This window comes from Bacteroides acidifaciens, from assembly GCF_903181435.1.
In the GTDB taxonomy this organism is placed as follows: Bacteria; Bacteroidota; Bacteroidia; order Bacteroidales; family Bacteroidaceae; genus Bacteroides.
The window spans coordinates 416,208-442,434 of sequence record NZ_CAEUHO010000001.1 but is presented as its reverse complement, the minus strand read 5'-3'; the positions used below and the strand labels follow the sequence as shown (position 1 = coordinate 442,434).

General features: G+C 41.5%; 23 protein-coding genes, 1 pseudogene and 1 riboswitch. Of the genes and pseudogenes, 14 read left to right on the top strand and 10 right to left on the bottom strand.

The features are described 5' to 3' along the window. Positions 1–163: 163 nt before the first annotated feature. The 3 genes from CLIN57ABFB40_RS01805 to CLIN57ABFB40_RS01795 all read right to left on the bottom strand — a co-directional run bounded on the left by CLIN57ABFB40_RS01805 (position 164) and on the right by CLIN57ABFB40_RS01795 (position 2,470). Positions 164–613: a cold shock domain-containing protein gene (locus tag CLIN57ABFB40_RS01805; RefSeq protein ID WP_175628637.1), complete on the bottom strand. Its 450-nt coding sequence runs from the start codon at positions 611–613 to the stop codon at positions 164–166. Between the two features lie 53 nt (positions 614–666). Next, positions 667–1,791: a DEAD/DEAH box helicase gene (locus CLIN57ABFB40_RS01800; RefSeq protein WP_175628636.1), complete on the bottom strand. Its 1,125-nt coding sequence runs from the start codon at positions 1,789–1,791 to the stop codon at positions 667–669. Positions 1,792–2,167: 376 nt separating this feature from the next. Next, positions 2,168–2,470, bottom strand: a complete 303-nt coding sequence (locus CLIN57ABFB40_RS01795) for an RNA recognition motif domain-containing protein (protein ID WP_175628635.1) — start codon at positions 2,468–2,470, stop codon at positions 2,168–2,170. A gap of 323 nt (positions 2,471–2,793) precedes the next feature. Here CLIN57ABFB40_RS01795 and ung point away from each other — a divergent pair, with 323 nt between their 5' ends. The 3 genes and pseudogenes from ung to CLIN57ABFB40_RS01780 all read left to right on the top strand — a co-directional run bounded on the left by ung (position 2,794) and on the right by CLIN57ABFB40_RS01780 (position 4,205). Continuing rightward, on the top strand, positions 2,794–3,456 hold the full coding sequence (gene ung, locus CLIN57ABFB40_RS01790) for a uracil-DNA glycosylase (RefSeq protein WP_175628634.1): 663 nt from the start codon (positions 2,794–2,796) through the stop codon (positions 3,454–3,456). A 25-nt stretch (positions 3,457–3,481) separates the two neighbouring features. Beyond that, positions 3,482–3,811 (top strand): annotated as a pseudogene (locus CLIN57ABFB40_RS01785) (3'-5' exonuclease); the annotation flags it as partial. 97 nt (positions 3,812–3,908) lie between these two features. Further along, positions 3,909–4,205, top strand: a complete 297-nt coding sequence (locus tag CLIN57ABFB40_RS01780; protein ID WP_008026284.1) for a DUF1905 domain-containing protein — start codon at positions 3,909–3,911, stop codon at positions 4,203–4,205. A gap of 543 nt (positions 4,206–4,748) precedes the next feature. Here the strand turns inward: CLIN57ABFB40_RS01780 and CLIN57ABFB40_RS01775 are convergent. The 4 genes from CLIN57ABFB40_RS01775 to CLIN57ABFB40_RS01760 form a co-directional block, all read right to left on the bottom strand. Further along, positions 4,749–5,456 carry a TIGR02757 family protein gene (locus CLIN57ABFB40_RS01775; RefSeq protein WP_175628633.1) on the bottom strand — a complete coding sequence of 236 codons (708 nt, stop codon included), beginning with the start codon at positions 5,454–5,456 and terminating at the stop codon, positions 4,749–4,751. Positions 5,457–5,498: 42 nt separating this feature from the next. After that, a complete protein-coding gene (locus tag CLIN57ABFB40_RS01770; protein ID WP_175628632.1) occupies positions 5,499–6,791 on the bottom strand; it encodes an MATE family efflux transporter in 1,293 nt (430 codons plus the stop codon). Between the two features lie 310 nt (positions 6,792–7,101). Next, positions 7,102–7,863 (bottom strand): hypothetical protein, encoded by a 762-nt coding sequence (locus tag CLIN57ABFB40_RS01765; protein WP_175628631.1) that lies wholly within the window; start codon positions 7,861–7,863, stop codon positions 7,102–7,104. A gap of 194 nt (positions 7,864–8,057) precedes the next feature. Next, positions 8,058–8,933 (bottom strand): DUF6845 domain-containing protein, encoded by an 876-nt coding sequence (locus CLIN57ABFB40_RS01760; protein WP_175628630.1) that lies wholly within the window; start codon positions 8,931–8,933, stop codon positions 8,058–8,060. Between the two features lie 457 nt (positions 8,934–9,390). Here CLIN57ABFB40_RS01760 and CLIN57ABFB40_RS01755 point away from each other — a divergent pair, with 457 nt between their 5' ends. The 6 genes from CLIN57ABFB40_RS01755 (at position 9,391) to pncB (ending at position 14,984) form a co-directional block, all read left to right on the top strand. After that, a complete protein-coding gene (locus CLIN57ABFB40_RS01755; protein ID WP_175628629.1) occupies positions 9,391–10,329 on the top strand; it encodes a DUF1848 domain-containing protein in 939 nt (312 codons plus the stop codon). Between the two features lie 374 nt (positions 10,330–10,703). Then, positions 10,704–11,483: an SDR family NAD(P)-dependent oxidoreductase gene (locus CLIN57ABFB40_RS01750; protein ID WP_175628628.1), complete on the top strand. Its 780-nt coding sequence runs from the start codon at positions 10,704–10,706 to the stop codon at positions 11,481–11,483. Positions 11,484–11,856: 373 nt separating this feature from the next. Next, positions 11,857–12,471, top strand: a complete 615-nt coding sequence (locus tag CLIN57ABFB40_RS01745; protein WP_175628627.1) for a TetR/AcrR family transcriptional regulator — start codon at positions 11,857–11,859, stop codon at positions 12,469–12,471. Then, entirely contained in the window at positions 12,468–13,193 is a 726-nt protein-coding gene (locus CLIN57ABFB40_RS01740; RefSeq protein WP_175628626.1) for a hypothetical protein, read from the top strand. The genes CLIN57ABFB40_RS01745 and CLIN57ABFB40_RS01740 overlap by 4 nt, the downstream gene beginning before the upstream one ends. Continuing rightward, on the top strand, positions 13,193–13,723 hold the full coding sequence (locus CLIN57ABFB40_RS01735) for a hypothetical protein (RefSeq protein WP_175628625.1): 531 nt from the start codon (positions 13,193–13,195) through the stop codon (positions 13,721–13,723). The genes CLIN57ABFB40_RS01740 and CLIN57ABFB40_RS01735 overlap by 1 nt, the downstream gene beginning before the upstream one ends. Before the next feature lie 94 nt (positions 13,724–13,817). After that, positions 13,818–14,984 (top strand): nicotinate phosphoribosyltransferase, encoded by a 1,167-nt coding sequence (gene pncB / locus CLIN57ABFB40_RS01730; protein WP_175628624.1) that lies wholly within the window; start codon positions 13,818–13,820, stop codon positions 14,982–14,984. Between the two features lies 1 nt (position 14,985). On the opposite strand, the gene CLIN57ABFB40_RS01725 is transcribed toward pncB, so the two are convergent. Next, complete coding sequence (locus CLIN57ABFB40_RS01725) at positions 14,986–15,756, bottom strand: N-acetyltransferase (protein ID WP_175628623.1); 771 nt, start codon at positions 15,754–15,756, stop codon at positions 14,986–14,988. A 319-nt stretch (positions 15,757–16,075) separates the two neighbouring features. After that, on the bottom strand, positions 16,076–16,399 hold the full coding sequence (locus CLIN57ABFB40_RS01720) for a thioredoxin family protein (protein WP_175628622.1): 324 nt from the start codon (positions 16,397–16,399) through the stop codon (positions 16,076–16,078). Between the two features lie 203 nt (positions 16,400–16,602). Then, a riboswitch (cobalamin riboswitch) is annotated at positions 16,603–16,808 on the top strand. A 134-nt stretch (positions 16,809–16,942) separates the two neighbouring features. Between CLIN57ABFB40_RS01720 and accC the strand changes: the two genes are divergently transcribed. Genes accC through CLIN57ABFB40_RS01705 form a run of 3 tightly spaced genes read left to right on the top strand, consistent with a single transcriptional unit; the run spans position 16,943 to position 20,541 of the window. Further along, positions 16,943–18,454: an acetyl-CoA carboxylase biotin carboxylase subunit gene (gene accC, locus CLIN57ABFB40_RS01715; protein ID WP_175628621.1), complete on the top strand. Its 1,512-nt coding sequence runs from the start codon at positions 16,943–16,945 to the stop codon at positions 18,452–18,454. A 20-nt stretch (positions 18,455–18,474) separates the two neighbouring features. Further along, complete coding sequence (locus tag CLIN57ABFB40_RS01710) at positions 18,475–18,984, top strand: acetyl-CoA carboxylase biotin carboxyl carrier protein subunit (protein WP_175628620.1); 510 nt, start codon at positions 18,475–18,477, stop codon at positions 18,982–18,984. 21 nt (positions 18,985–19,005) lie between these two features. Then, positions 19,006–20,541, top strand: coding sequence for an acyl-CoA carboxylase subunit beta (locus tag CLIN57ABFB40_RS01705; RefSeq protein WP_167966855.1), 1,536 nt, complete (start codon positions 19,006–19,008; stop codon positions 20,539–20,541). A 99-nt stretch (positions 20,542–20,640) separates the two neighbouring features. Here CLIN57ABFB40_RS01705 and CLIN57ABFB40_RS01700 read toward each other — a convergent pair whose 3' ends face one another. After that, positions 20,641–21,675, bottom strand: coding sequence for a YeiH family protein (locus CLIN57ABFB40_RS01700; RefSeq protein ID WP_175628619.1), 1,035 nt, complete (start codon positions 21,673–21,675; stop codon positions 20,641–20,643). A 653-nt stretch (positions 21,676–22,328) separates the two neighbouring features. Here CLIN57ABFB40_RS01700 and CLIN57ABFB40_RS01695 point away from each other — a divergent pair. Both CLIN57ABFB40_RS01695 and CLIN57ABFB40_RS01690 read left to right on the top strand, forming a co-directional pair. Beyond that, positions 22,329–23,105: a glycoside hydrolase family 16 protein gene (locus CLIN57ABFB40_RS01695; RefSeq protein WP_175628618.1), complete on the top strand. Its 777-nt coding sequence runs from the start codon at positions 22,329–22,331 to the stop codon at positions 23,103–23,105. Between the two features lie 73 nt (positions 23,106–23,178). Continuing rightward, positions 23,179–26,220 (top strand): SusC/RagA family TonB-linked outer membrane protein, encoded by a 3,042-nt coding sequence (locus CLIN57ABFB40_RS01690; protein ID WP_175628617.1) that lies wholly within the window; start codon positions 23,179–23,181, stop codon positions 26,218–26,220. Positions 26,221–26,227: the final 7 nt, after the last annotated feature.

Below are 26,227 nucleotides of genomic sequence, written 5' to 3'. Positions count from 1 at the left end.
AGTCTAATTTTACCTGCTGAAAGTTGTTTTATTATTAAATAAGGGACTATCTATTTACACAATCAAATGGATAGTCCAAAAAAATCCCTTGAACTTTTGAAGTTCAAGGGATTTTTTATTTTATCAGACAGTCTCTTGTCTTTATTTCGGGTCAAGTGGAAATCTATTTCTTTTCCAAAGTTACATTAACAGCATTCATCCCCTTCAGACCATGTTTTAAGTCAAATGTTACAATATCATTCTCTGCAATTTCTGACACAGTATTGTTCACATGAAAAAAATACTTCTCAACTCCGGCAAGATTTTTAATAAAGCCAAACCCCTTTGCTACATTAAAGAATTCAACACGACCTCTCAAGATAACAGGCTCCTCTTCCTCCTTCTTCGGAGTAGCTATTACTATCTCATTCGGATTAATTTCATCTTTTTGGATATCATCAGCCGGTGGAGTCGAAGTTATCATCCCGTTCTCATCCACATAAGCAATCATATCATCAAAGCTATTCGTTTTACCTGATAGTTTCTTACTTTCTTTCTTTTTCAGTTTTTCTTCTCTTTTTGCAAGTCTTTTCTTTTCATTTTCACGTTTACTAACTGTCATGAATTTTGCCATAGAATTTCTATTTAGTTTTATATTAATTTTAAAGAGATTGTAAATTATTGATTTTAGATAGTATAACTAGCTTTATTCAGTTTCTTACCCGTCAACTTCTGAATATCATTGACGAGCTTGCGTTCTTCCTGCGAACAGAACGTTAGTGCTGTTCCTTCATTTCCTGCCCTTCCGGTACGCCCGATACGATGTACATACGTTTCGGGTACATCAGGAAGATCATAATTAATAACCAACGGCAATTCGTTAATATCAATTCCTCTGGAAGCAATATCGGTTGCTACCATTACTCTGGTTTTTCCCGATTTGAAGTTTCCCAGTGCAGACTGTCTGGCTGCCTGGCTCTTGTTTCCATGAATAGCCTGACTGCCAATACCTGCTTTACCTAATATTCTGACAATCTTATCAGCATTATGCTTCGTACGCGAGAAGACTAATACCGATTGCTCTTCCGCTTTTTGCAAAATTGAGATTAAGAGCTGGCTCTTCTCCTTCTTTTCTACAAAATAAATGATTTGCCTTATTGAATCTACCGTAGATGATTTTGGAGTGATATAAATCTTCACCGGGTTCTTCAACAGAGATTTTGTTAATGCAATAATGCTATCCGGCATTGTCGCAGAGAAAAACAAGGTCTGCTTTTCTTTCGGGAGCTTTGGCAATATCCGCTTAATATCATGAATAAATCCCATATCGAGCATGCGGTCTGCCTCATCAAGCACAAAATATTGTATCTTGTCCAAGTGTATATGTCCCTGGTTCATCAAATCAAGCAAACGCCCCGGAGTTGCGACCAAAATATCAATGCCTTTATGCAACATATCAACCTGTGGACGCTGATTGACACCGCCGAAAATAACCCCGTGACACACACGGGTATATTTTGAATAATCATCAATACACTCACTGATTTGCAAAGCAAGTTCGCGAGTAGGCGTTAATATCAGCGCTTTGATACCCTGACGCTTACCGGGCTCTTTGTTTTCATGTAAATGCTGGATGATAGGAATTGCAAACGAAGCAGTCTTTCCTGTTCCCGTTTGTGCACAACCTAATATATCCCTTTTCGTCAATGCGGCAGGAATCGCTTTTTCCTGAATAGGAGTCGGCACAGTATATCCTTTTTCTTCAATTGCTTTTAAAATCGGTTCGGTTATTTTTAAATCTTTAAATGTCATAAATGTAATTTGCTATACCTGTACTTACGCCGGAACATCTGAAAACATTTCATGCAAATGTTTACGATAATGCCAGCACAATTATCAATATAGACTTTGTGATATAATTATTAAACTTACACTCTTGATTTTCAAGAGTCTTCAAATTGCAATAAAGCCTAATAATTCTTCTTTAGACATGAAAAGATCAGGATTTGGAGTATCCTAGTTGCACTACACAGAGGAGTGAGAATTAGCAGAACTTAATTGTTAGATGATTTTCATTTCCGGCTGTCAGATTAAGACAACCTCCGCAGACAAATCATAAAGGCGGATATAGAAAGACTTCATAGAAAAGCAGAAGAAAGATTTCCTCCGCTTTCCAAGAATCCGGATATTAATATCTTCTAGAATTGTTGTAACCACCTCCACGGTTTCCACCGTATGACGGTTTTTCAGCACGAGGGCGTGCTACGCTTACTGAAATAACCTTCTGGTCATATTCAACGCCATTCAATTCATCAATTGCCTTTTGTCCTTCTGCATCATTCGGCATTTCTACGAAAGCGAATCCTCTGGATCTACCAGTCTCTCTATCAAAAATTACTTTAGCTGAAGAAATTTCTCCAAACTCTGCAAATAAATTTGTTAAGTCAGCATCGTTTGTACGATAACTTAAACCTGCGATGTAAATGTTCATTTAAACTTTTATTAAAATAAATACTAAATTGGAGTGAGGAGGATAATTACAGAAAAGACCTACTTACTAATAATATATTAAAAGGAGAACTATACGATAATGATTCGTAACTCAAACTCTGGGAACAAAGATAACGTAATAAATCAGAAAAATACGTTTATCCCCATTCTTTTGGGGAAGAAAGACGATAATTATCATTTATTAGCACAATTAGCACACAATTCATCTCAAATCGGCGAGATACACAATTTCGCCTCTCATTCTTGATATTCTCTTGTAATATATCTACTTTTGCCTTTACATAATTTATCAAGTCCCATCTTATGAATGTCAGAATAGAGCCAAGTTGGAAACAACAATTACAAGAAGAATTTGACAAACCATACTTCGAAAAGTTGGTTACATTCGTCAAAGATGAATATAAACGGGCACACGTCCTCCCTCTTGGACATCAGATTTTTCATATATTCAATTCCTGTCCCTTCGAAAAAGTAAAAGTAGTTATCCTTGGACAAGACCCTTATCCCAATCCCGGACAATATTATGGAGTCTGTTTTTCTGTACCTGAGGGAGTAGCTATCCCCGGTTCACTAAGTAACATCTTCAAAGAGATACATCAGGACTTGGGAAAACCAATTCCAACTTCCGGCAATTTGGACCGTTGGGTTGCTCAAGGGGTATTCCCGCTGAACTCAGTTCTTACCGTACGTGCACACGAGACCGGTTCTCACCGAAATATGGGCTGGGAAATCTTCACAGACGCAGTTATCAGGAAACTAAGCGAAAAACGGGAGAATTTGATATTTATGCTTTGGGGAAGTTATGCGAAAGAGAAATTATCTTTGATAGATACCAGCAAACATTTGGTACTAACCACTGTTCATCCCTCTCCCCGCTCTGCCGAATATGGTTTCTTCGGTTGCAAACACTTCAGCAAAGCCAATGCTTTCTTGCATAGTAAGGGAATAGAAGAAATTGATTGGTAAATATTTGCAATAGGAGAAATAATGAAACTTCTTCAAGAACTCCCATCATACCTCATTAGGGTTCATCTGCAAAACAGAATCCCAAGCAAAAGAACTTGTTCAAAAGCTCCAGATATATGCAAACGACATCTCACTTTTGTCAAATCAAAGTTCTGCTTATGTGAAAGGGATTATCATCACTTCCGCCCATATGGCGAAAGGACTGGAATTTGACGAAGTAATCATTCCGCAAACAGATGATAAGAACTATCATTCCAATATTGATAAAAGTATGCTTTATATGGCAACCACAAGGGCTATGCACAAGTTGACTTTGACTTATTCTACCACTTTGCCCAGTTGCCGATTCCTATAATAGATGTGTATTCAAACAAACATCGAAAATTAATTAAAAGAAAAATTATAGCTAATCTCCTATTATTACCTATTTTTGTACAATGGAAAATAAAGGAATGAAATACGAGTTTACTGCAAAAGTTTGGAACTACTCATCGACCGTCGGAACGGGCGGTTGGCACATAGCCTGCCTGCCGAAAGAGATGTCCAAAGAAATAAGAGAGAATCTCGGATTCTTAGAGGAAGGCTGGGGACGGTTGAAGATGACGGCCAAAATCGGCAATACCCAATGGGAAACCGCAATCTGGTTTGACACCAAACTTGATACTTATTTACTTCCTCTCAAAGCGGAAATCAGGAAAAAGGAAAAGATCACAACTGATAAAGAAATAGAGATTATGATTTGGATTTAAAACAAACGATAAGAAGAATTACTCACGAAACTGTAGTTTAAACCGTGTTAGCAAAGTTAATACTTTTTTCTTTGCTGACACGTATATAAAAGCCAAATAGATAAAAACGACAAAGAAATATCGTGGAAAAGGATATGGTAGACTCATCACGAAAGATATCCTGCTTAGATTAAATAGTTCATACGGAATTACAATCCTAAAAGCTTTTCCATTACAATTAGAAGTTAGTCATCCTAACTCTTCTAAACAGGAGAGTGAATGGAATACTAAAATGAATCTTAAACAAATGGAACAGGATAGTAATATCGCAAAAAAACAGTTATACAATTTTTATAAGAAAATGGGATTTAAACGTTATAAACGAAGTGAATACTTTTACTTAAACTCGACTTTTCCAAATCCCCAATTAGACAAAATAAATATTAATGAATTATCCTAACAGTATTTTAACAACTCTCTAATTTTTCGATTATAATCGAAAACAGTTCACTTAACGTAGACTTTTCCGATTATAATCGAGAATTTCATTTTATCAGACTTACATTAAATCTCCCCATTCACCCCTAATCCGAACAAGGCAAAATCGCCCAAACATGGATCATCCGGGAAGACCTCAGCCAATGCTGCCGTTATCTGACAGGCATTTTTCAAAGAAAAGGTTTCCGCATCCGTCAGCTTGAAATAATGGGCTACCCGACAGACGTGTGTATCCAAAGGAACAATCAGTTCTTTGCGGTCAAAGCTCTTCCAAATTCCAAAATCAACTGCCGAATCCCGACGAATCATCCAACGCAAAAACATATTAAGTTTCTTTTGAGGACTTTTAGCGGATACTTCAAGAAATGAGCACAACTTTTCCATAGGTATTCCTGAGTACGTATTCAAGGCTTCTTCCAGACTTTCAAACTGTGTATAGGCTGCATATAATCGCCGGAAGTATCCATAAAAATCGGCATACGACAGCATACGATAGAAGCTATTGGTTACTCTCGAAGGGAAATCGATCTCCCACTGGCGGGACAACACATACTGATAAGGCGAATCTCCCATTAATCTGTGCAGTTCGTCCGCTTTCTTCAATATCTGTTTGCGGTTGCCGAAACTCATAATTGCGGTCAGCAAGCCACTGATTTCAATATCCTGTTTCAGCGTATAGCGATGAGGGAATTGCACCGGGTCGTTTGTTATAAAGTCTGCGCAATGGTAAATCTCCGCACACATCAAAAGTTTATTCTTTATATCTTCAGTCATTTTGAGAATGTATCAAGTATTGAGAGTGCAAAAGTACATAATCTAGTTGAATTTCTTCTTTAAGTAGATAACGGATTGTATTCCCAAGAGAATAACAAACAGGTATTCTGCCGTCATATACACAGTGAGGGAAGCATGAAAATATTCACTCAGCAGATACAGGTAAATCAGATACACCAGGATAGTGATTAACTGGAAGACAAATGCAAGCCGTGTCTTTCCCGTACCTGTAACAGCATTGATATAAACATATCCGGGCAATGCAAATGTATAATTCAAAAGCATGACTATAAAAGGACACAAGGCAAGTTTAACCAAATAATCATTACTCGTATAGAATCCGATAATCCATTGATTGCCACAAAGAGCTAGAACTATCAGTGGAAGTCCCACAGCATAGCCCAATTTAAGAACTTTACGGCAGACGGGGATAAGTTCTTTCCCCTGCCCCGCCCCAATCAGATTGCTGACTAATGAACCGGTGGTAGATGCAAAAGAGTTGACAATCACAAAGAAAACGGTAGAAACGCTACGGGTAATATTAGAGATGGCAAGCTCTATCTTTCCCAAATGTTCGATAGCTACGAAGAACAGGAACCAAGGAGCAACGCTGATAAAGGCATGGAGCATGCTCCAAACTGAAAGTCTTAATAATTTCATTAATAACTTCCCGTCGTAGACTATTTTTAGTCCATATTTCACTTTGTCTATCTTCGTCCACAGATATAATAGAAGTATGACAAAGGCTCCAAACTCTGCTAAAGAAGAAGCCATAGCTGCACCTGATATACCCAAATCCAATTTGAAAATTAGTAAATAGTTAAAAGGAATGTTGATGCAGATAGCTGTAATAGATGCTACGGATAACGCCTTGGTGTTTGTTATCCCTACCAGAAAGGAGCGTAAAGCTAAAAAAGGAAATGAGAACAACAGTCCGAAGCTACGCCAGTCCAGATACTGAATCACTGCTTGATAGATTTCGTTAGAAGTAATCAACTGTCGCAGAATGAAGGGAGAGGCAAAGTGGAGCAGCAGGCAAAGAATGATTCCCAACCCTGACAGAAAATATAATCCCTGGAAAAAGGTACGCCCTGTCTTTTTATAGTGCTTTTCCCCATTTCTACGGGCAACCATCACCTGTATCCCGATACTGAACCCGAAGCCCAGCATATAAACAGCCAAATAATAGATTCCGGCAAGTGCGGCCGCTCCGAGTTCGACTTCTCCCACATGCCCTAGAAAGACAGCATCAGTGATATTGATTAATTGTTCCATAAGTATGCTCATCATCACAGGAAAGTTGATGAGCCATATTTGCTTATATGTATAATTCATCGCTCAACTTAAAAATAACACGATACGGCATACCACATTCTCATAGCAGTACACAGTTTCGCAAGTTTATAAAAATGGATATAAAACTCTTTGGCAGGCGAGTGGCTGCCTGTCTAATAGCTGAATAGCTTTATTAAAGAAGTATGCTATTCGTTGAGCGCAGCTATATACAGAGTTTCATAAATAGATGAATATCGTTGGTTTATCAATCAATTACGTCACAAAGATAGCAAATTTTATTTTGAACCTCTATCTATAAACACAAAAGAGGGCGCACCAGACCTTTCCGGCGTTCGTCACTACCATTCTTTTATTTAAAGAAAACCATTTGCGCGATTGAGGGCATAGTTTCATCCAACATGCTTTCGCTAGTGAAGTTCCAAGAAACCCGGTTATCATAAGAATCGAGCGCAAGCCAATTGAAAGAGGCGGCACTGAAATAGCCTACTCCGCAGAAAAGTACCCAGGCCGTTTTTCTATCTGTCGGTTCGCCCACCTCACATCGTATGCGGAATATCCAGTTATCCCTCGCATACAGGGACGGATTCAGTTCGAGCCCCGCCTGCACCAGATTTCCTGAATAAATTTCTCTTGAAGACATTCCCTCTGATGAAATATCCAGTAAGGAAACGACCAGATTATCCGACAAAGTCGTGAAACCGGCACTTTTCAGTTCGATAGGCGAATCATCATTAATCCGGTCTACAAATATTTGGCTGCTTGTACACATCACTACATAATCTACCGTTTGGGAAAATATACTCTGCGAAATCCTTTCATTCAGCCGGAGCAGACTTTTTTCGTACCTCGATGCACTTAAGGAATTCACAGCGTTCAGTTCTTCAAGGTCGGAATTCGTGATGTAAGACAGAACAGTGCTTTTCTTGTTCGGATTAATGTAATACTTCTGAACCGGTTCGCTGATGTCTACGAATTTATTCAGGACATGGACATCGGCTTCGTAAGAATTACCCGCCTCGGCAGGAGTGTCAATAACAAAGTTGTCACTACATCCACACAGCAGGATGAGAAATAGTAAAAAGCCTAACTTAGTTAATTGCAGATTTTTCATAACATACAGGGTTTGGTTTATCTTTTCCTATTTCACAAAATTGTTTAGTCTTATGGCAGCAAAGTTATGGGAAAAAAAATAAAAAAGTCTTGAACGAATTCAAGACTGCAACTGATTTATATAGGATATAAATATTATTAACAATAATTCCTGCTATCGTGCCAGTAGTGACAGGATAGCAGGAACCTGTTTCTTTAGATAACGGAAAGACCATATTCATAGGCATCGGACATTGAGTTGTAATCCGCATCCGAGTAGGCACCTTTGTCTCTGGCTTTCTGCATATCCTTCATGAAGGATTCCACGGAAGAAAGGAAGCTCTGATAGTTTTTCAATTCTTCGTCATAACTGGTAACGGCAGGAAGCTTCTTTGCGGCTTCCAGTTCCTTTTTCAATTCTGCCATTTTCACGTCAATCCGTATGCCGTCCATTGCATGTTTACGGGAATAGAGATTCATTATACTTTGCACAGTACCCGACATCTTACGCATAGCCATGATTTGGTCTTTCAGCGGCTCGTCAGCCAAAAGTTCCTTTTCCGCCTGTTCCGTCAGAGGGCTTAGAATATCGAAAATCACTTGTTTATATTCAGACATTGCTACACTAAGCTGATAGTTCTCTTCCAAGAGTTTGGCAGCCTTCGCTGTCTCTTTTGATTGCCGATAGGAAAGATATTTATCAAAATTGGCATAGAATTGTGCCCGTGTGGTAAACAAGCCTTTGTAATTCTGCTTTAGGTTCTGACGAACTTCCGCATTAAAATAATCACCCGGATTCATCAGTTCCGCAGTATCCCTTGCAGAAACTTCCGGCGGTGCGATTGGAGCAACTTCGGGTACTTTTCCGTTCTGTTCCATATATCCCAACACAGCATTCACATCTTTCGCATTGGCTACGTGTCTCAACACAATGAGAGACGTATGATAATAGTTTATCACCTTACTGGCGTCGTCCAACTCTTCGGGGGTGGTCGTGGTCGTGGACGTGGTCTGTTTCTTGCTTCCACCCGAGCAGGAAACCAATAAGAAAGCACCTACGAGTGCTCCCAAAAACAAGATTTTTTTCTTCATAATGTTCAGTTTATTAAGTCTTTCGTACTATAACAATAAAAATCGTTTTTTGTTATAAGCAAGCAATACATATCGGATAAGTTAAAAAAGAACAGGAAAGCTCAAGATATTATTGACGATGATTAAGGAATAAACAATCACAAGAGGGATAAAAACAAAAAATGGCTACTCATCGCGAGCAACCAATCTTTTGTTAACCTTAAATCTAATACTTATGAAAAAAACACATTACAAAGGTACTATCTTTCTGGTAAATAGCAAATTTCAGAGTGAAAACAGGTGATAATATAACACGGTTTAATACTCTCGGAAGCGCATTAACATTTCAGACTTCACACGTTAACATTTAGCATATTCATTCACAATCATTGCTTGCAGCATAGTCCGGAAATAGACTTTATTCTTTTTTATGTCCACAAAGAGGATAAATAAGATTCATTTTACGTAACTTTGAAATATGATAATTAGCGCCAGCCGCCGGACAGATATTCCGGCATTTTATTCGCAATGGTTTTTCAACCGGATTAAAGAAGGATATGTGCTAGTCCCCAATCCTTTCAATTCTAAAATGATTAGCAAGGTTAGTCTAAACCCTGCCGTGGTAGATTGCATCGTATTTTGGACAAAGAATCCCGCTCCGATGATTGGCAAGCTGGATAAGTTACAGGATTACAACTATTACTTTCAATTCACTCTCAACTCCTACGGTGAGAAATTAGAAAATAACCTGCCGTCTGTCAGCCGGCGGATAGACACCTTCAAGCGGCTTTCGGATAAGATTGGCAAAGAAAAGGTAATATGGCGTTATGACCCGATACTGACCAATGAGGAATACAATGTTTCTTTCCACCAGGAGGCATTCGCCCGGATTGCCGACGGACTCAAAGACCATACCGAGAAGTGTATGCTGGGATTTATCGACCACTACCAGCATATCCGTAATGCAGTAGGACAGTTCAACATCCAACCCTTGACGAAAGAAGAGATTGAAGAAATAGCTGTTTCTTTCAAAAAAACGATAGACGCATATCCGTCTATCCAATTAGATACATGTACCACTAAAGTCGATTTAAGACATCTGAATATTCCCAGCGGCTTATGTATCGACAAGGAATTGATAGAAAGAATTATCGGCTGCCCCATCCTTGCCAAGAAAGATAAGAATCAGCGTACCGTCTGCAACTGTATCGAAAGTATTGATATTGGCACTTATGAGAGTTGCCTCAACGGATGTATCTACTGTTATGCCATCAAAGGCAATTATAATACCGCGGCATATAATATGAAGAAGCATGATAAAAATTCCCCTTTACTTATCGGACATTTGTCGGAAGATGATGTAGTGAAAGAACGGGAGATGAAAAGTCTGCGAAATAATCAATATTCATTGTTTTAAGATTCCGCATCTATTCCCAAACATATAGACATAAAAAAAGGCTATCTATCCCAGACAGCCAATCTTTTGTTAACCTTAAATCTAATACTATGAAAAACACATTGCAAAGATACGGACTTTCTGCATATCTCCAAATTTTCGGGACAAAGCAGCCCATCTTATAACATGGTTTAATAGAATCGTGAGCGCATTAACAAATAAGTGACCTGACATTAACATTTAACAGTTTTCTTAAATAATCAGAGCAAAAAACTGAATGAGATGCAAAAGTTTTCGAATCGGGTGCCCTATCGTATTAAAGAGAGTTTACGCAGCCTAACAAATTCTTCCGCCATCTGTTTATAACTGAAGGTAACCATCAAATTTCCCAATATATGAACAGATTCGATAATAAAGTAGTTGTCATCACCGGTGCCGCCGGTGGTATTGGCGAAGCAACCACGCGCCGCATTGTCTCCGAAGACGGTAAAGTAGTCATCGCCGATTATTCTGAAAAAAGAGCCGAACAGCTTGCCGCCGAACTCACTCATGCAGGAGCAGACGTACGCCACGTCTATTTCTCCGCTACCGAACTTCAAAGTTGCAAAGAGCTGATTGATTTTTCCATGAATGAATATGGAAGAATAGATGTACTGATTAATAACGTAGGCGGAACCGACCCCAAACGTGACCTGAATATTGAAAAGCTGGATATTAATTATTTTGATGAAGCTTTTCATCTGAACCTTTGCTGTACGATGTATCTGTCTCAGCAGGTCATTCCTATTATGACAACCAATGGCGGCGGAAACATTGTCAATGTAGCTTCGATAAGCGGGCTTACCGCCGATGCCAACGGTACATTATACGGTGCCAGCAAAGCGGGTGTTATCAACCTGACGAAATATATCGCCACTCAAATGGGAAAGAAAAATATCCGTTGCAATGCCGTAGCTCCGGGACTGGTTCTTACCCCCGCCGCCTTAAACAATCTGAATGAAGATGTCCGTAATATATTCCTCGGCCAATGCGCTACGCCGTATTTAGGAGAACCCGAAGATGTTGCTGCAACAATCGCGTTCCTGGCATCGAATGACGCACGTTATATCACCGGTCAAACAATCGTCGTAGACGGTGGTTTGACCGTCCATAACCCGACAGTGGAGTTATCATAAGAAAGAAGTGTCTTATTAACTACAAATAAGACGTTCATTCATATAGATTATTTTCTCCGTTGCCTATCCGGTTTTCGTTTGACTTAAGTCAAGAGATAGTTTAACTTAAGTCAAGCGTTCGTTCAACTTAAGTCAAACGAAAACTGAATTGCAGATTGAATAATTAATTTATGAAGCGCAGTTTCTTAAATGACGCATTGCCACAACTTAATGATTGCATCGCATAACCAAATACATGATTCCCTTTCAACCACTCCTATCCCATCATTTTCTTCCAAGTTAAAACTAATCACATAAAAAATTCTCTTTTTTTCTTGATGTTACCGATAGGAAACATACCTTTGTGACCAACCAGTAACAAGAGTATAAAAGTATGGAAAAAGAGATTACCAAAAACAGGCAGGCAACGGAACTTACCCTGATTAAAGCCGTCAATGACATCATCGAAGAAAACGGTTTCGAAGGATTGGGCATCAATGCAATAGCTGCCAAAGCGAAAGTATCCAAAATGCTTATCTATCGCTATTTCAATTCATTGGATGGATTGATAGCAGCCTATATCCAACAAAATGATTATTGGATTAACTTCAACGAAGAACTCCCGGATAAGGAACACTTAGCCGATTTTATCAAGCAAATATTCAAAAGACAAATCGTCCGGCTGCGGGAAAGTTATACACTGAAACGCTTATATCGCTGGGAGCTCTCAACAGACAACAAATTCGTGAAAGAGCTGCGCGACAAGCGGGAAGAGAAAGGACTCTGGCTGATAGAAGCCGTCAGCAGGCTTTCAAAGCATCCGCAAAAGGAAACTGCCGCCGTAGCTTCCATTATCACAGCGGCTATCAGCTATCTGGCACTACTCGAAGAAAACTGCCAAGTATATAACGGACTCAAGATACAACAGGAAACCGGCTGGGAACAACTGGAAGAGGGGATTAATTTACTAGTAGACCTTTGGCTACAAAAAACAACTTTAACGAAATGAATAAAATGACGATTATGGGATTATGGTTCCTCTCTCTATTGATTAATAGCGGATGCAACCAGGAATTGATAGAGTACAACACCGACGACCTCAAAATATCCATCGAAAAGGGTGAGGAATGGATGCATGATTTTCCACTATTCTTAGGTATCAATAAGAAGAATCCGCCACAAATTGCTATTTGGACGGAAGACACGGAAGGACATTATTTATCCACTATCTATGTGACGCATAAAATAGCCACTCAATCCTGGCAAGCTTCCGGTGGAAACCGTAGAAAAGAGGCTCTGCCGCATTGGTGTTATCAAAGAGGTGTTCAATATGAGGACGGGCTGTATCTTCCGACAAAGAAATCGCCATTCACCGACGGAGTCAGCGGAGCAACTCCGAAAGGCAGTTTTGATGTACGAATGACTCCCACGGGTAAGGTAAAGAAGTTCATTGTCAAAGTAGAAATCAATCATTCCACAGATTTCAATGATGCATATCCGAAATCCGCCAAAGAAGGAGACGTCCATTATTCCGGCGGAAAGGAGGGAAGCGGGCAGCCTGCCCTTGTCTATGCAGCAGAGGTGGATTTGACTTCCGGTGATAAAGTATTTGCAGCCAAGTTAATCGGACATAGCAGTCCGGACGGAAGCAACGGAGATATAACAAAAGATACTTCTTCGCTCACAACTGCATTACATATTGTCAAAAGCATAACGATATACATACAATAATGAAAAAGTCAACACTCACCTTTATTCTGTTATCCCTCATCGCAATGTACGCCAACGGACAGACAGATAACAAACATTTCTCTTATACCGTATCTATCGGAACCGGGTTCTCCATGAGCCAACCTTCGTGTACACCTTTCATCGGACAAATCATTGCTCATTATCACATCAATCAGCGGTTTACCGTCGGTGCCGGCAGTGGTTTATCCGTTTATGAGAAAGCGCTTATCCCGCTATATGCCAACGCACAGTTCTTCATTACCCAACCCAGGAAGCTGACTCCTTATTTGGAATGTAATATCGGCGGCTCATTCGCTGCCGCCAAAGAAACAAACGGCGGTTTTTATCTCTCGCCTTCCGTGGGGGCACAACTAAGACTTACTCAAAAGCTGAAAATGAATGTAGCGTTAGGCTATGAAATACAGAAGTTGGAACGGTTAAAGAAACAGGCCGCCCCGTATTTCCGCACTGAATTTAAGGAAGAATTATCACACCATTCCCTCACCGTGAAAGTCGGAATGACCTATTAGAAAACATTAAAAGAAAGAAATATCGGCAATCAAACAATAGTTTCGTTCAACAAATACTAACTTTACAACGTTTTTAATAGAAAGAACGAACGGCATGATTGTTAGAACGCTACTGGATACAGACCTCTATAAGTTTACCACATCGTACGCTTATATCAAACTATTTCCCTATGCAATGGGGAAGTTCAGCTTCCATGATAGAAATGAGACTGAATATACTGAAGAATTTCTGGAAAGACTTAAAAATGAAATTGATAAGCTAAGCCGATTGAGACTTACAGAAGAAGAACTGGAATATATGACACGGAATTGCCGGTTCCTTCCGAGAGTTTACTGGGAATGGCTGTCATCCTTCCGCTTTCATCCGGATAAAATCAAGATACATTTGGATGAGGCGCATCATCTTCGCATCGAAGTCAGTGATTTTCTCTATAAAGCTACCCTGTATGAAGTACCTTTGCTTGCCATTGTATCCGAAATAAAGAACCAGTTCTTCGGCAATGTAGCCGATATGGATGAAATCTTATGCAAATTATCGGAGAAAGTGGAACTGTCCAATCGACATCAGTTACATTTCTCAGAGTTCGGTACGCGGCGGAGATTCTCTGTCCATGTGCAGGAGACGGTTATCGGAAAATTAAAAGAAACGGCACAATATTGCACAGGCACTTCCAACTGCTATTTTGCGATGAAGTACGACATGAAAATGATGGGTACTCATCCGCATGAGTGGTTCATGTTTCATGGAGCGCAATTCGGATATAAACACGCCAACTACATGGCGCTCGAAAACTGGGTGAATGTCTATGACGGTGATTTGGGCATTGCCTTATCCGATACTTATACTTCCGGTATCTTCCTCAGCAATCTCAGCCGCAAACAGGCGAAACTGTTTGACGGTGTCCGCTGCGATTCCGGTAATGAATTTGAATTTATAGACAGCCTGGTATCCCGTTACAAGGAACTGGGAATTGACGCGACCACCAAGACTATCGTTTTCAGCAATGCCCTCGATTTCACAAAAGCACTGGAGATTCAGGAATATTGCAAGAACAAAATCCGTTGTTCCTTCGGCATCGGGACAAATCTCACCAATGACACCGGATTCGAGCCTTCGAACATTGTCATGAAGCTGACACAATGCAAGATGAATGTCAATCAAGAATGGCGGGAATGCATCAAGCTATCCGATGACGAAGGCAAACATACCGGTAGTCCGGAAGAAGTACAGGCATGTTTGCATGAATTGAGATTGAATTAGCTTATTTCCCTATTATCGCTTTATCAAAACGGCTATCCATACAAGCACTGATATCCGTTGTGACAAACTTGCCTTCATAGAACAAGCTGAATATCGTAGCCGGAGTAGGTGCAGCCTGTGCCTGCTCCATTGTCTCCAATTTAACAATCTCCAAAGGCAGATTTCTTTTAGCGGCGGTTTCCTTCAAAGAACTCGTCACATGAAATTCCGCAAACGGACAACGGTTGGAGAAATAAACAGTGATACCCTTTTTATTAGGGCATTCTCCTGTTCGTACAGATTCATTAAATGTCGGATTCGGAGCATCAACATTTAATTTCTTCACTAACAGACTAAATCCTGTCGGAAGCTGTTCGCAAACAACAAATCCTTGTCTCAACAGCCATTTGGTATCACTCATAAAATGAAACTTCTTTGTTCCTACTACTGTCACCAAACCGTCCTTACCTTGCTGCATGGCGTCATCTATCGCAGTTTGGAGCAGAGCTTTCGCATACCCTTTTCCTTTATACTGCCCGGCTACCCAAAAGCAGTTTATCAACAAGTAATTGTCGGCCTTCACAGGAACCCACCCGTTTTCGGCAGGGCCATATTCGATAAATACTTTCGCTCGCTCATTCAAACGACGAAAAACATACCCGTTTTCAAATTGCTTCTTCAGCCATTCCTTTTTCAGGTTATAACTTTCCTGGCATTTCTTATCCGAGAAAGCACAGCAGATATGTTCTTTCCCTATGTTGTCTTTAGTAAGCGTGATAAAGTCGATGTTCATGGTATCAGTTTTTTATTAGTAGTCTTTTAATGAAATAGTATCGGATATTATATTATCCACAAAGATAAACATTCGAGTGTAGCAGTCATTATCCAATCCCGTAAAAATCAATATTATTTAGTAGAAAGTGAGGTACGGGCATAAAAAAAGGAGCAACGCCTTGCTCCAACCTTTGTTAACCTTAAATCTAATACTATGAAAAACACAGTGCAAAGATACGGACTTTCCGATTATCTGCAAATTATCCAAATAAAAAAGCATGTTTCATAACATGATTTAAAACTTTCCGAAGAATAACACCTCTTTTATTAATACTTTTTCAAGATTTAAATCCCTTCACGGCTCTTTCCAGTCTTTCCAAAGTAAGTTCGCCGGATTGTCTCCAAAGTTGTTGTCCTTTTCTTAAAAGGATAAATGTAGGCGTTGCTTCGATGGTGTAGAAATCCGTAAGGGCAGTTTCCTGGTCTACGTCCACTTCCACTACTTCGAGCGTTCCTTCCATTAGTTTCTTAAATTCCTCAACGACAGGTTTCATATGCTGGCAATGAGGACACCACGTTGCGTAAAATTCCGCCATTACCCAATCGGCATTAGCCAGCTTCTCTTGATTCCGTTCCTCACGGGCTACTTTCTTCTCTTTCATAATTGATTACTGTTTTGATTAATAATTGCCACTTCAACAATGCGAAAAGAAAGAAAGTTTAAAGGGTACACAATAATACACACAGATTTAACTATTAAATCCATTTGCATTTACCGTCTTTCGTTTCTAATATCCGGACAGCCGCCCATTGCACAAAAAAGCAACTTTCGTGCAAAAAGAGAACACTCTATTCAAAATTTATTTATCTTTGTCGCCGAAATGGTTCGGAATCCGTAGCCAACGGACGACGATTAATAGGGAATCGGGTGCAAATCCCGGACAGTCCCGCTGCTGTGAAGCTCTGTTCAATGTCTTATAAATGAACTAATTTGACGCCACTGATGTTCTATCGGGAAGGTAAATAAGACAAGAGTCAGTCAGAAGACCTGCCACTTCACGTAAAACGTTCTTCCGCCTCGTGGATTAGGAGAAAGGACATCGTTTGTTAAGCCCCAAATCAAGAAAATACTGTGTTTTCATCAGGTGGAGTATGTCCGCAAGGTGGGAAGACATAAAATAGGTATGTACTTAATTTAGAAAAGTATGATAAAAAGAATCTTAGTAGCCAATCGCGGTGAGATAGCCGTGAGGGTGATGCGCTCCTGCCGGGAGATGGAAATAACGAGTATCGCGATATTTTCCGAGGCAGACCGGACTGCAAAGCACGTCCTCTACGCAGACGAAGCATATTGTGTAGGTCCCGCCGCATCTAAAGAGAGTTATCTGAATATAGAAAAAATCATCGAAGTGGCGAAAGCGAACCACGCAGACGCCATTCATCCGGGATATGGCTTCCTGTCCGAGAATGCGGCTTTTGCACGACGTTGCCAGGAAGAAGGCATTATCTTTATCGGTCCCAATCCGGAGACGATGGAAGCAATGGGCGACAAGATTTCCGCCCGCATCAAGATGATTGAAGCCGGAGTACCCGTCGTGCCCGGCACACAAGAAAACCTGAAAAGTGTGGAAGAAGCCGTGGAACTCTGCAACAAAATCGGTTATCCGGTGATGCTGAAAGCCTCTATGGGTGGCGGTGGAAAAGGGATGCGCCTTATCCACAGCGCGGAAGAAGTGGAAGAGGCCTATACAACTGCCAAAAGCGAATCTCTTTCTTCTTTCGGTGACGATACGGTTTATCTGGAGAAGTTCGTGGAAGAGCCTCATCACATCGAGTTTCAGATTCTGGGTGACAAGCATGGAAACGTGATTCATCTTTGCGAACGCGAATGTTCCGTGCAACGCCGCAATCAGAAGATTGTGGAAGAAACTCCTTCGGTTTTCGTCACTCCGGAATTGCGGAAAGATATGGGAGAAAAAGCGGTGGCTGCCGCAAAAGCCGTTAATTATATTGGTGCGGGAACTATCGAGTTCCTGGTGGACAAACACCGCAACTATTACTTCCTCGAAATGAACACCCGCCTGCAAGTGGAACACCCCATTACGGAAGAAGTAATCGGTGTAGACCTCGTAAAAGAGCAGATAAAGGTAGCCGACGGACAGGTTCTCCAACTGAAACAGGAAGATATCAAGCAGCGCGGACACGCTATCGAATGTCGTATCTGTGCTGAAGATACGGAAATGAATTTCATGCCGAGCCCGGGAATTATCAAGCAGATAACAGAGCCGAACGGTATCGGAGTGCGTATCGACAGTTATGTGTACGAAGGATACGAGATTCCTATTTATTATGACCCGATGATTGGCAAACTGATTGTGTGGGCTACCAACCGCGAATATGCTATCGAACGGATGCGCCGCGTGCTTCACGAATACAAGCTGACGGGAGTCAAGAATAATATCAGTTACCTACGTGCCATCATGGATACGCCCGATTTTGTGGAAGGCCATTACGATACCGGATTCATCGCCAAAAACGGTGAGCACCTGCATCAGTGCATCATGCGAACCAGCGAGCGTGCCGAGAATATTGCGTTGATTGCCGCCTACATGGATTACCTGATGAATCTTGAAGAGAACAGCAGTGACACTACCGACAACCGTCCTATCAGCAAATGGAAAGAATTCGGATTGCATAAAGGCGTACTTCGTATCTAATTAAAAAAAAGCAGTTAATTATGGAAATTCATATAGGTGACCGGGTGGCCGAAGTGGAACTGGTCAGCAAAGAAGATAATAAAGTGGTACTTACCATCGACGGAAAGCCGTTTGAAGCGGACGTGGTAATGGCGGAAAACGGAACCTGCAACATCCTTATGGACGGTCGCAGCGCAAACGCGCAACTCATCCGCAAGGAGAACGGGAAAAGCTATAAAGTGAACACGCATTACAGCAGTTTCAATGTTGAAATCGTAGACAGCCAGGCGAAATACCTGCGTATGCGCAAGAAAGGCGAGGACGAACAGAACGACCGCATCACTTCCCCCATGCCGGGCAAAGTAGTAAAAATCTCCGTAACGGCAGGACAGGAAGTGAAAGCGGGAGACACCGCTATCGTTATCGAAGCCATGAAGATGCAGAGCAACTATAAAGTGACTTCGGATTGCCGTATCAAAGAAATTCTGGTTCAGGAAGGCGATAACATCACTGGTGACCAGACATTAATAACATTAGAACCGATTGCATAACACTAAAAAACGGATTGCATCATGGAAGAAATAAACAAAGCATATGCCACGTTCCAGGAACGTGACCGCATCGCTTCCCTCGGCGGGGGCGTTGAGAAGATAGAGAAGCAACACGAAAGCGGCAAGATGACTGCCCGCGAACGTATCGGGATGTTGCTCGACAAAGGGACATTTGTCGAACTGGACAAGCTAATGGTTCACCGTTGCACTAACTACGGCATGGACAAGAACAAGATTCCGGGAGACGGCATCGTATCCGGTTACGGAAAGATTGACGGTCGCCAGGTATTCGTTTACGCCTATGACTTCACCGTTTACGGCGGTTCACTTTCCGCTTCCAACGCGAAAAAGATTGTGAAGGTGCAACAGTTGGCTTTAAAGAACGGCGCTCCGATTATCGCATTGAACGATTCAGGCGGTGCACGCATACAGGAAGGTATCGAGAGCCTTTCGGGATATGCGGACATTTTCTATCAGAACACAATGGCAAGCGGTGTGATTCCTCAAATCTCTGCCATTCTCGGCCCCTGTGCCGGTGGTGCCTGCTACTCTCCCGCCCTCACGGACTTTATCTTTATGGTGAAAGAAAAGAGCCACATGTTTGTAACAGGGCCCGACGTAGTGAAAACCGTTATCCACGAGGAAGTAAGCAAGGAAGAACTGGGTGGAGCCATGACTCACAGCAGCAAAAGCGGAGTGACTCATTTTATGTGCAACACCGAAGAAGAACTGTTGATGAGTATCCGCGAACTACTTTCGTTCCTGCCTCAGAATAATATGGACGAGACTAAAAAGCAGAACTGCACGGATGAAACCAACCGTGAAGACGCCGCTTTGGACACTATCGTTCCGGCAGACCCGAACGTTCCTTATGATATGAAAGATATCATTGAGCGAGTGGTGGACAACGGTTATTTCTTTGAAGTTATGCCGAACTTTGCCAAGAATATCCTCATCGGTTTTGCACGACTGGCAGGTCGTTCGGTAGGTATCGTCGCCAATCAGCCTGCCTACCTTGCCGGAGTGCTCGATATTGATGCCAGCGACAAGGCGAGCCGTTTCATCCGTTTCTGCGACTGTTTCAACATTCCGTTGATTACTTTCGAAGATGTTCCGGGATTCCTTCCGGGATACACGCAGGAAAACAACGGTATCATCCGCCACGGCGCGAAAATCGTTTATGCATTTGCGGAGGCTACCGTTCCCAAGTTGACCGTTATCACCCGTAAAGCTTATGGCGGCGCATATATCGTGATGAATTCCAAGCAGACAGGCGCAGACGTAAACTTTGCCTATCCAAGTGCGGAAATCGCAGTAATGGGTGCGGAAGGTGCGGTAAATATCCTGTTCCGCAAGGCAGACGCAGAAACCAAGGCTAAAGAACTGGAAGCTTACAAGGAAAAATTCGCCACTCCGTATCAGGCTGCCGAACTGGGATTCATCGATGAAATCATCTATCCGAGACAAACCCGTAAACGTCTGATTCAAGCATTGGAAATGACAGAAAACAAGATGCAGACGAATCCGCCCAAGAAGCATGGAAATATGCCCTTATAACAACTAGATAGGTACTTGTCAAAGTACCACCACCAAAAACGGACTTACACAAATTCTGAAGAATGTCATTCTGAGAATCTACGTAAGCCCGTTTTTTTATTACATTAAATAAGGAGTGAGATACTTCACCAGGAAATAACCGCCTACTACCAGCCAAATAAAAAGAAGAAGCGCCAGAACAAAAGGTTTCGCCCCCGCTTTCCTGAACTTATCAATGCTTGTTTCCGTCCCAAGTGCAGTCATAGCCATTGTCAACAGGAAAGTATCCAGTGTATTGATTCCCGCAACCAACTGCGCAGACAGCAAATCAAAAGAGTTAAAAGCGATAACTCCCATAAAGCCGATTGCAAACCAGGGAATGGCAATCTTCTGAGAATTCTGCCCTTTCTGTACTTGTCTCTTTCTCGCTCTTGCCACCATATAAGTAGTAATCAGAAGCACCGGAACCAGCATCATCACCCGAATCATCTTCACGATTATTGCCGAATCCGAAATGCCGTTTCCCATTGCGTCACCCGCTCCCACCACATGAGCCACTTCGTGAAGAGTAGAACCTGTATAGATTCCCATTTGGTCGGGAGTGAGCGCACAAATACCATTCCGGTAGAGGAAAGGATATAAGAACATGGAGATAGTACCGAAGATTACCACGGTAGAAACGGACACTGCCGTCTTATAAGGTTTTGCTTTAATCGTGGACTCCGCGCCTAGAATGGCGGCAGCCCCGCAAATACCGCTTCCGATAGAAGTGAGCAACGCAATTCCCCTGTCCATTTTCAATAATTTGCCGATATAAATACCACCACAGATAGTCACCACCACAATAATAACATCAATCAACATTGCAGGCAATCCGATAGCCAGCACATCCTGAAAAGTCAGTCTGAAACCATACAGAATAATACCGATACGCAGAATCTTTTTCGAACAGAACTGTATGCCCGGCACCCAAGTCTCGGGAAGATGATTCCGCAAGCTATTAGCATAAAGCATACCCAGAATGATACCTACAATCATCGGACTGAAAGAGAGACTTCTCACGAAAGACATCTCACCAATGTAAAATGCCGCACAAGAGAACAGTGCTATCAACAAGACACCGTGCAACATGCTGCTTCTTTTTTCGTTGAACATAAATTACTAGATTTTAGTGATACTGAATTTATTACTCTGTTTATAACTCTACAAAGGAAACCATTTTTCATCAAACTGGTTCACAGTATTTTATTATACCGGATAATCTCCGGTTATACCTATCTGTAATAAAAAACGGCACCTCGATTCACATCGCAGCACCGTCACAACACAAACACAAAATAAAACACGACAAAACTACTATGCAATCTTCCTGTTATGCCGGGGAGGCATATCTTGCTTGGCTTATCTATATTCGCATACCCATAAGAAGCTTTATCAGGCAATTTGCATAATTAAAAACAGACGAATCCGGATTTTGTTCACGAAAGTTTAAAGAAAATGAGTTAGGAACGGAATTTTAACAAAAAAAACGATAACCATCCTCTTTATTCAGACAAACGAACATAGCACAAAACAATAATCAGTTCTTCTTAAACGGACCTCTCGATACGCAACCAACCGATTAATATAATCATTGACTCCCAAATCGGTCAGAAGTTTTACATTATTACACCAATAAGCGCTAAAATCGTCTCAATTAAATAAAATTTAACTCATATTATATAATTTCCAAGTCAGTCACAAAAGAAAAAACGCACATCTACGTGTTAATTATTTAAAGTAAATTCTGTGAACCAAAATTAAAGCGTATGAAAAAGGTTATACTTTTATTATTCTCGGTATGTAGTATGTTTTCTTGTACTCATACCCCTAAATGGGAACTGGTGTGGGAAGACAACTTTAACGGAACAGAACCCGACACTGCTATTTGGAGCCGTATCCCCCGCGGCAAACCAGACTGGCAAAACACCCAGTCGTCGGACGACCGTTGTTATGAAATGCGTGACGGTCTTCTTATCTTAAAAGGTATTATCAATGACAACACTAAAACAGACACAGCCAAGTACCTGACCGGAGGATTGTGGACGAAAGGCAAGCATGCTTTCCACGGTGGACGCATCGAAGTGCGTGCCAGACTGCACGGGGCAAAAGGAGCATGGCCTGCCATATGGACATTGCCTTATGAAACAGACAAATACTCATGGCCTATGGGAGGAGAAGTGGACATCATGGAACGTCTGAACCATGACTCTATTGTCTACCAAACCGTACACTCGCACTATACCTATACATTAGGAATAGAAAACAACCCGAAACACGGAAGTACTATTCCCATTAATCCCGAAGACTTCAATGTATATGGAGTGGATTTTTGGCCGGACAGTCTTGTATTCCATGTCAATGGAAAACGAAACTTTGTTTATCCCCGGATTGAAACCGAACAGGAGGGACAATTTCCTTTCAATATTCCTCAATATTTGCTAATCGACATGCAATTAGGAGGAACCTGGGTTGGGAAAGTAGATCCAGCCGATTTACCCGTAGAGATGGAAGTGGACTGGGTACGCCATTACCAATGGAAATAAAACGATAAAATTATTTCTTAGCTACAAGAACTTCAACAATAAAGAATTTATTAATTTACTTAAACTTTAAATTATGAACGGAGAAAAACAAAACTTATTCCGCACATTCTTTGCGGGCGTTCTTATACTGTTCGCTTTTACAGTATATGCACAAGAAAACACAGTAACAGGTAAGGTATACGATGTATCGGGCGAACCTATCATCGGAGCCAGTGTAGTGATTCAAGGTACAACACAAGGAACCATCACCGATATGGACGGCGCTTTTCAGTTGAAGGTACAACCTTCACAAACGTTGGTCGTTAGTTTTTTGGGATATAAAGATGTAATCCTCCCAGTAGGAAACAAAAATGATTTTAAGGTTACACTAGAGGAAGACTCCAAGAAACTTGACGAAGTGGTCGTAGTAGGATATGCTACCCAAAAGAAAGTGAATCTAACGGGCTCCGTAGCTTCTGTATCATCCAAAGATATCCAGGACATCCCAGTTGCCAATACAGCTACTTTGCTGCAAGGCCGTCTACCGGGATTGGTACTGACCCAGAATGGTGCACAAGCCGGTAACGACAATCCGGAAATAAGAATCCGTGGTATCGGTACTTTCGGAAACAACAATCCGATGGTATTGATTGACGGCGTGGAAGGCAGCCTTTCACAAATATCCGAAATTCCTTCTGCGGATATCGATAATATCTCTGTACTGAAAGACGCAGCATCTGCAGCTATCTACGGTGTACGTGCCGCCAATGGCGTTATCTTGATTACCACCAAACGAGGACAGGCCTCAAGTAGAGTAAAAGTATCCTACTCGGGAAGCTATACCTTACAGACTCCGGGCATCGTGCCCGACTATGTAGACAGTTATAACTGGGCTCTAATGAGAAATGAAGTGAATCCTGACACTTTCTCACCGGAAGCTCTGCAAAAACTGAAAGACGGTTCGGATCCTGATCATTATGCAAACACCAATTGGTTGGACGCTGTATTGCGCAATGCCAGCATGCACCAGCATCATTTATCCGTATCAGGAGGTAGTGAAAATACGCACTTCATGGCCTCGGTAGCTTATTCAAACCAAGATGGTATCATGGTAAAAACAGGTGTAGAACGTTTCTCTTTCCGCTCAAACCTTGACACACGCTATAAACGCTTTACATTTGGCCTGAATTTGTCCGGCAATAAAAACAATGTGACAGCTCCTGCCATAGCACCTTCCGGAGAAGGTGGTATCATGCGTTTGGTATCCTGGTTCACTCGTCCTACCGTGCCGGTAATGTATTCCAACGGACATTATGGCTATGTAGACGGTTCGGCCCTGAGTGGCGAACTGATGAAAAACCCTATTGAACTGATGTCTTTAGGTCATCGTAGCAATGAATATTGGCGATTCAACGGCAAGGCATTTGCCGGTATTGATTTGTGGGATGGACTCAAGTTTCAAACCAGTTTTGCCTATGCTTTTGATCTGAATGCAACCAAATCTTATAGTCCTAAATCTCCAGCTCGTTATGATGCGAACGGAAACATTGTAAAAGCTGCAGGACAGACAAATAAGGAAGAGGATTATTGGTACCGTAATGCCACATGGACGAACGAAAACTTGCTGACTTATAACAAGCAATTCGACAAACACAGCATTAATGTATTGTTGGGACATTCAGTTATCGGTTCGCGTTACTACAAAACAACGGCTTCCATACAAGGATTTCCCACCGAAAATATTTATGAAATCGACGGAGGTACAATCAATCCGGGGGCAAAGGGAAATTCGGAAGAATATAAACTCCAATCATTCTTCGGTCGTGTAAACTATAGCTATGATGACCGGTATTTATTTGAATTCAATATTCGCCATGACGGTTCTTCACGTATGCCTAAAGCCAACCGATACGCAACATTTCCCTCATTATCTGGAGGATGGGTATTCTCAAACGAAGAGTTTATGAAAGATTACAGGAACTTCTCTCTTGGAAAGTTACGCCTGTCATGGGGTAAATTGGGTAACCAGGAAATCGGTAACTATGCCTATTCAGCTACTTTAGGGTCAAGCGGGAATTACTTCTTCGATCAGAATGCAGACAAACAGACTGGTATGGTGCAGACATCTGTCCCGAATGAGAACATTAAATGGGAAACAACCCGTTCTGTAAATGTTGCCCTCGACCTTGGGTTCTTAAATAACAGAATACAAACTACTTTCGAATGGTTTGACAAGAAAACTTCCGATATTTTGATGCAATTGGCTATGCCCGGCATTTTCCTAGGCTCTCTTTCAGCGCCTTATCAGAACGTAGGAGCAGTCCGCAACCGCGGTTGGGAATGGAATGTGAACTACACGGATAGCAAAGGCGATTGGAGTTGGTATGCAGGTTTCAACCTATCGCATGTAAAGAATAAGATTCTCGAAATGGGTGGTTTGGAAGAAACAATCAACGGCAATACAATCAACCGTATAGGCAATCCTATCGGTGCCTATTTCGGATATAAAGCAATAGGTATCTATCGTACGGAAGCCGATTTGCAACGCACGAACTCAAAAGGCGAAGTAATCAAACAAAACGGTGTCGCTCCCAAATTGGGCGATATTATGTATGCCGACTTGGATGACGATGGTAATATTACTCCTGAAGACCGCGACATTATAGGCAACCCGTTCCCCAAATATTCTTATAGTTTTAATTTGGGAGCTTCCTGGAAAAACTTCGATTTGTCTACTTTCTGGCAAGGAGTAGGAGGTCTTTACCGTTACAGTTGGGAAACTTCTACCGACATCCGCGGTAACCTTACCGACCGTTGGATAAACCGCTATTCGGCCGACAATATAAATGCCCCTATGCCTGCTCTGGGCAATACGATGAACGATTCTTATTCCTCATTCTGGCTAGAAAAATCCAATTATCTGCGTCTGAAGAACCTGGAATTCGGCTATACCTTCCGCCAGCCCGAACTTGCCAAAGCAGGCATTACCAGTATCCGGGTTTACTTTGCCGGAACTAATCTTTTGACATTTACACCGTTGAAAAACTGGGATCCGGAAAAGTCGTCGGGCGATACAAGAAATGACGTACATCCCAATATGCGTACTTATTCATTTGGGTTAAACATTCAATTCTAATTAATTT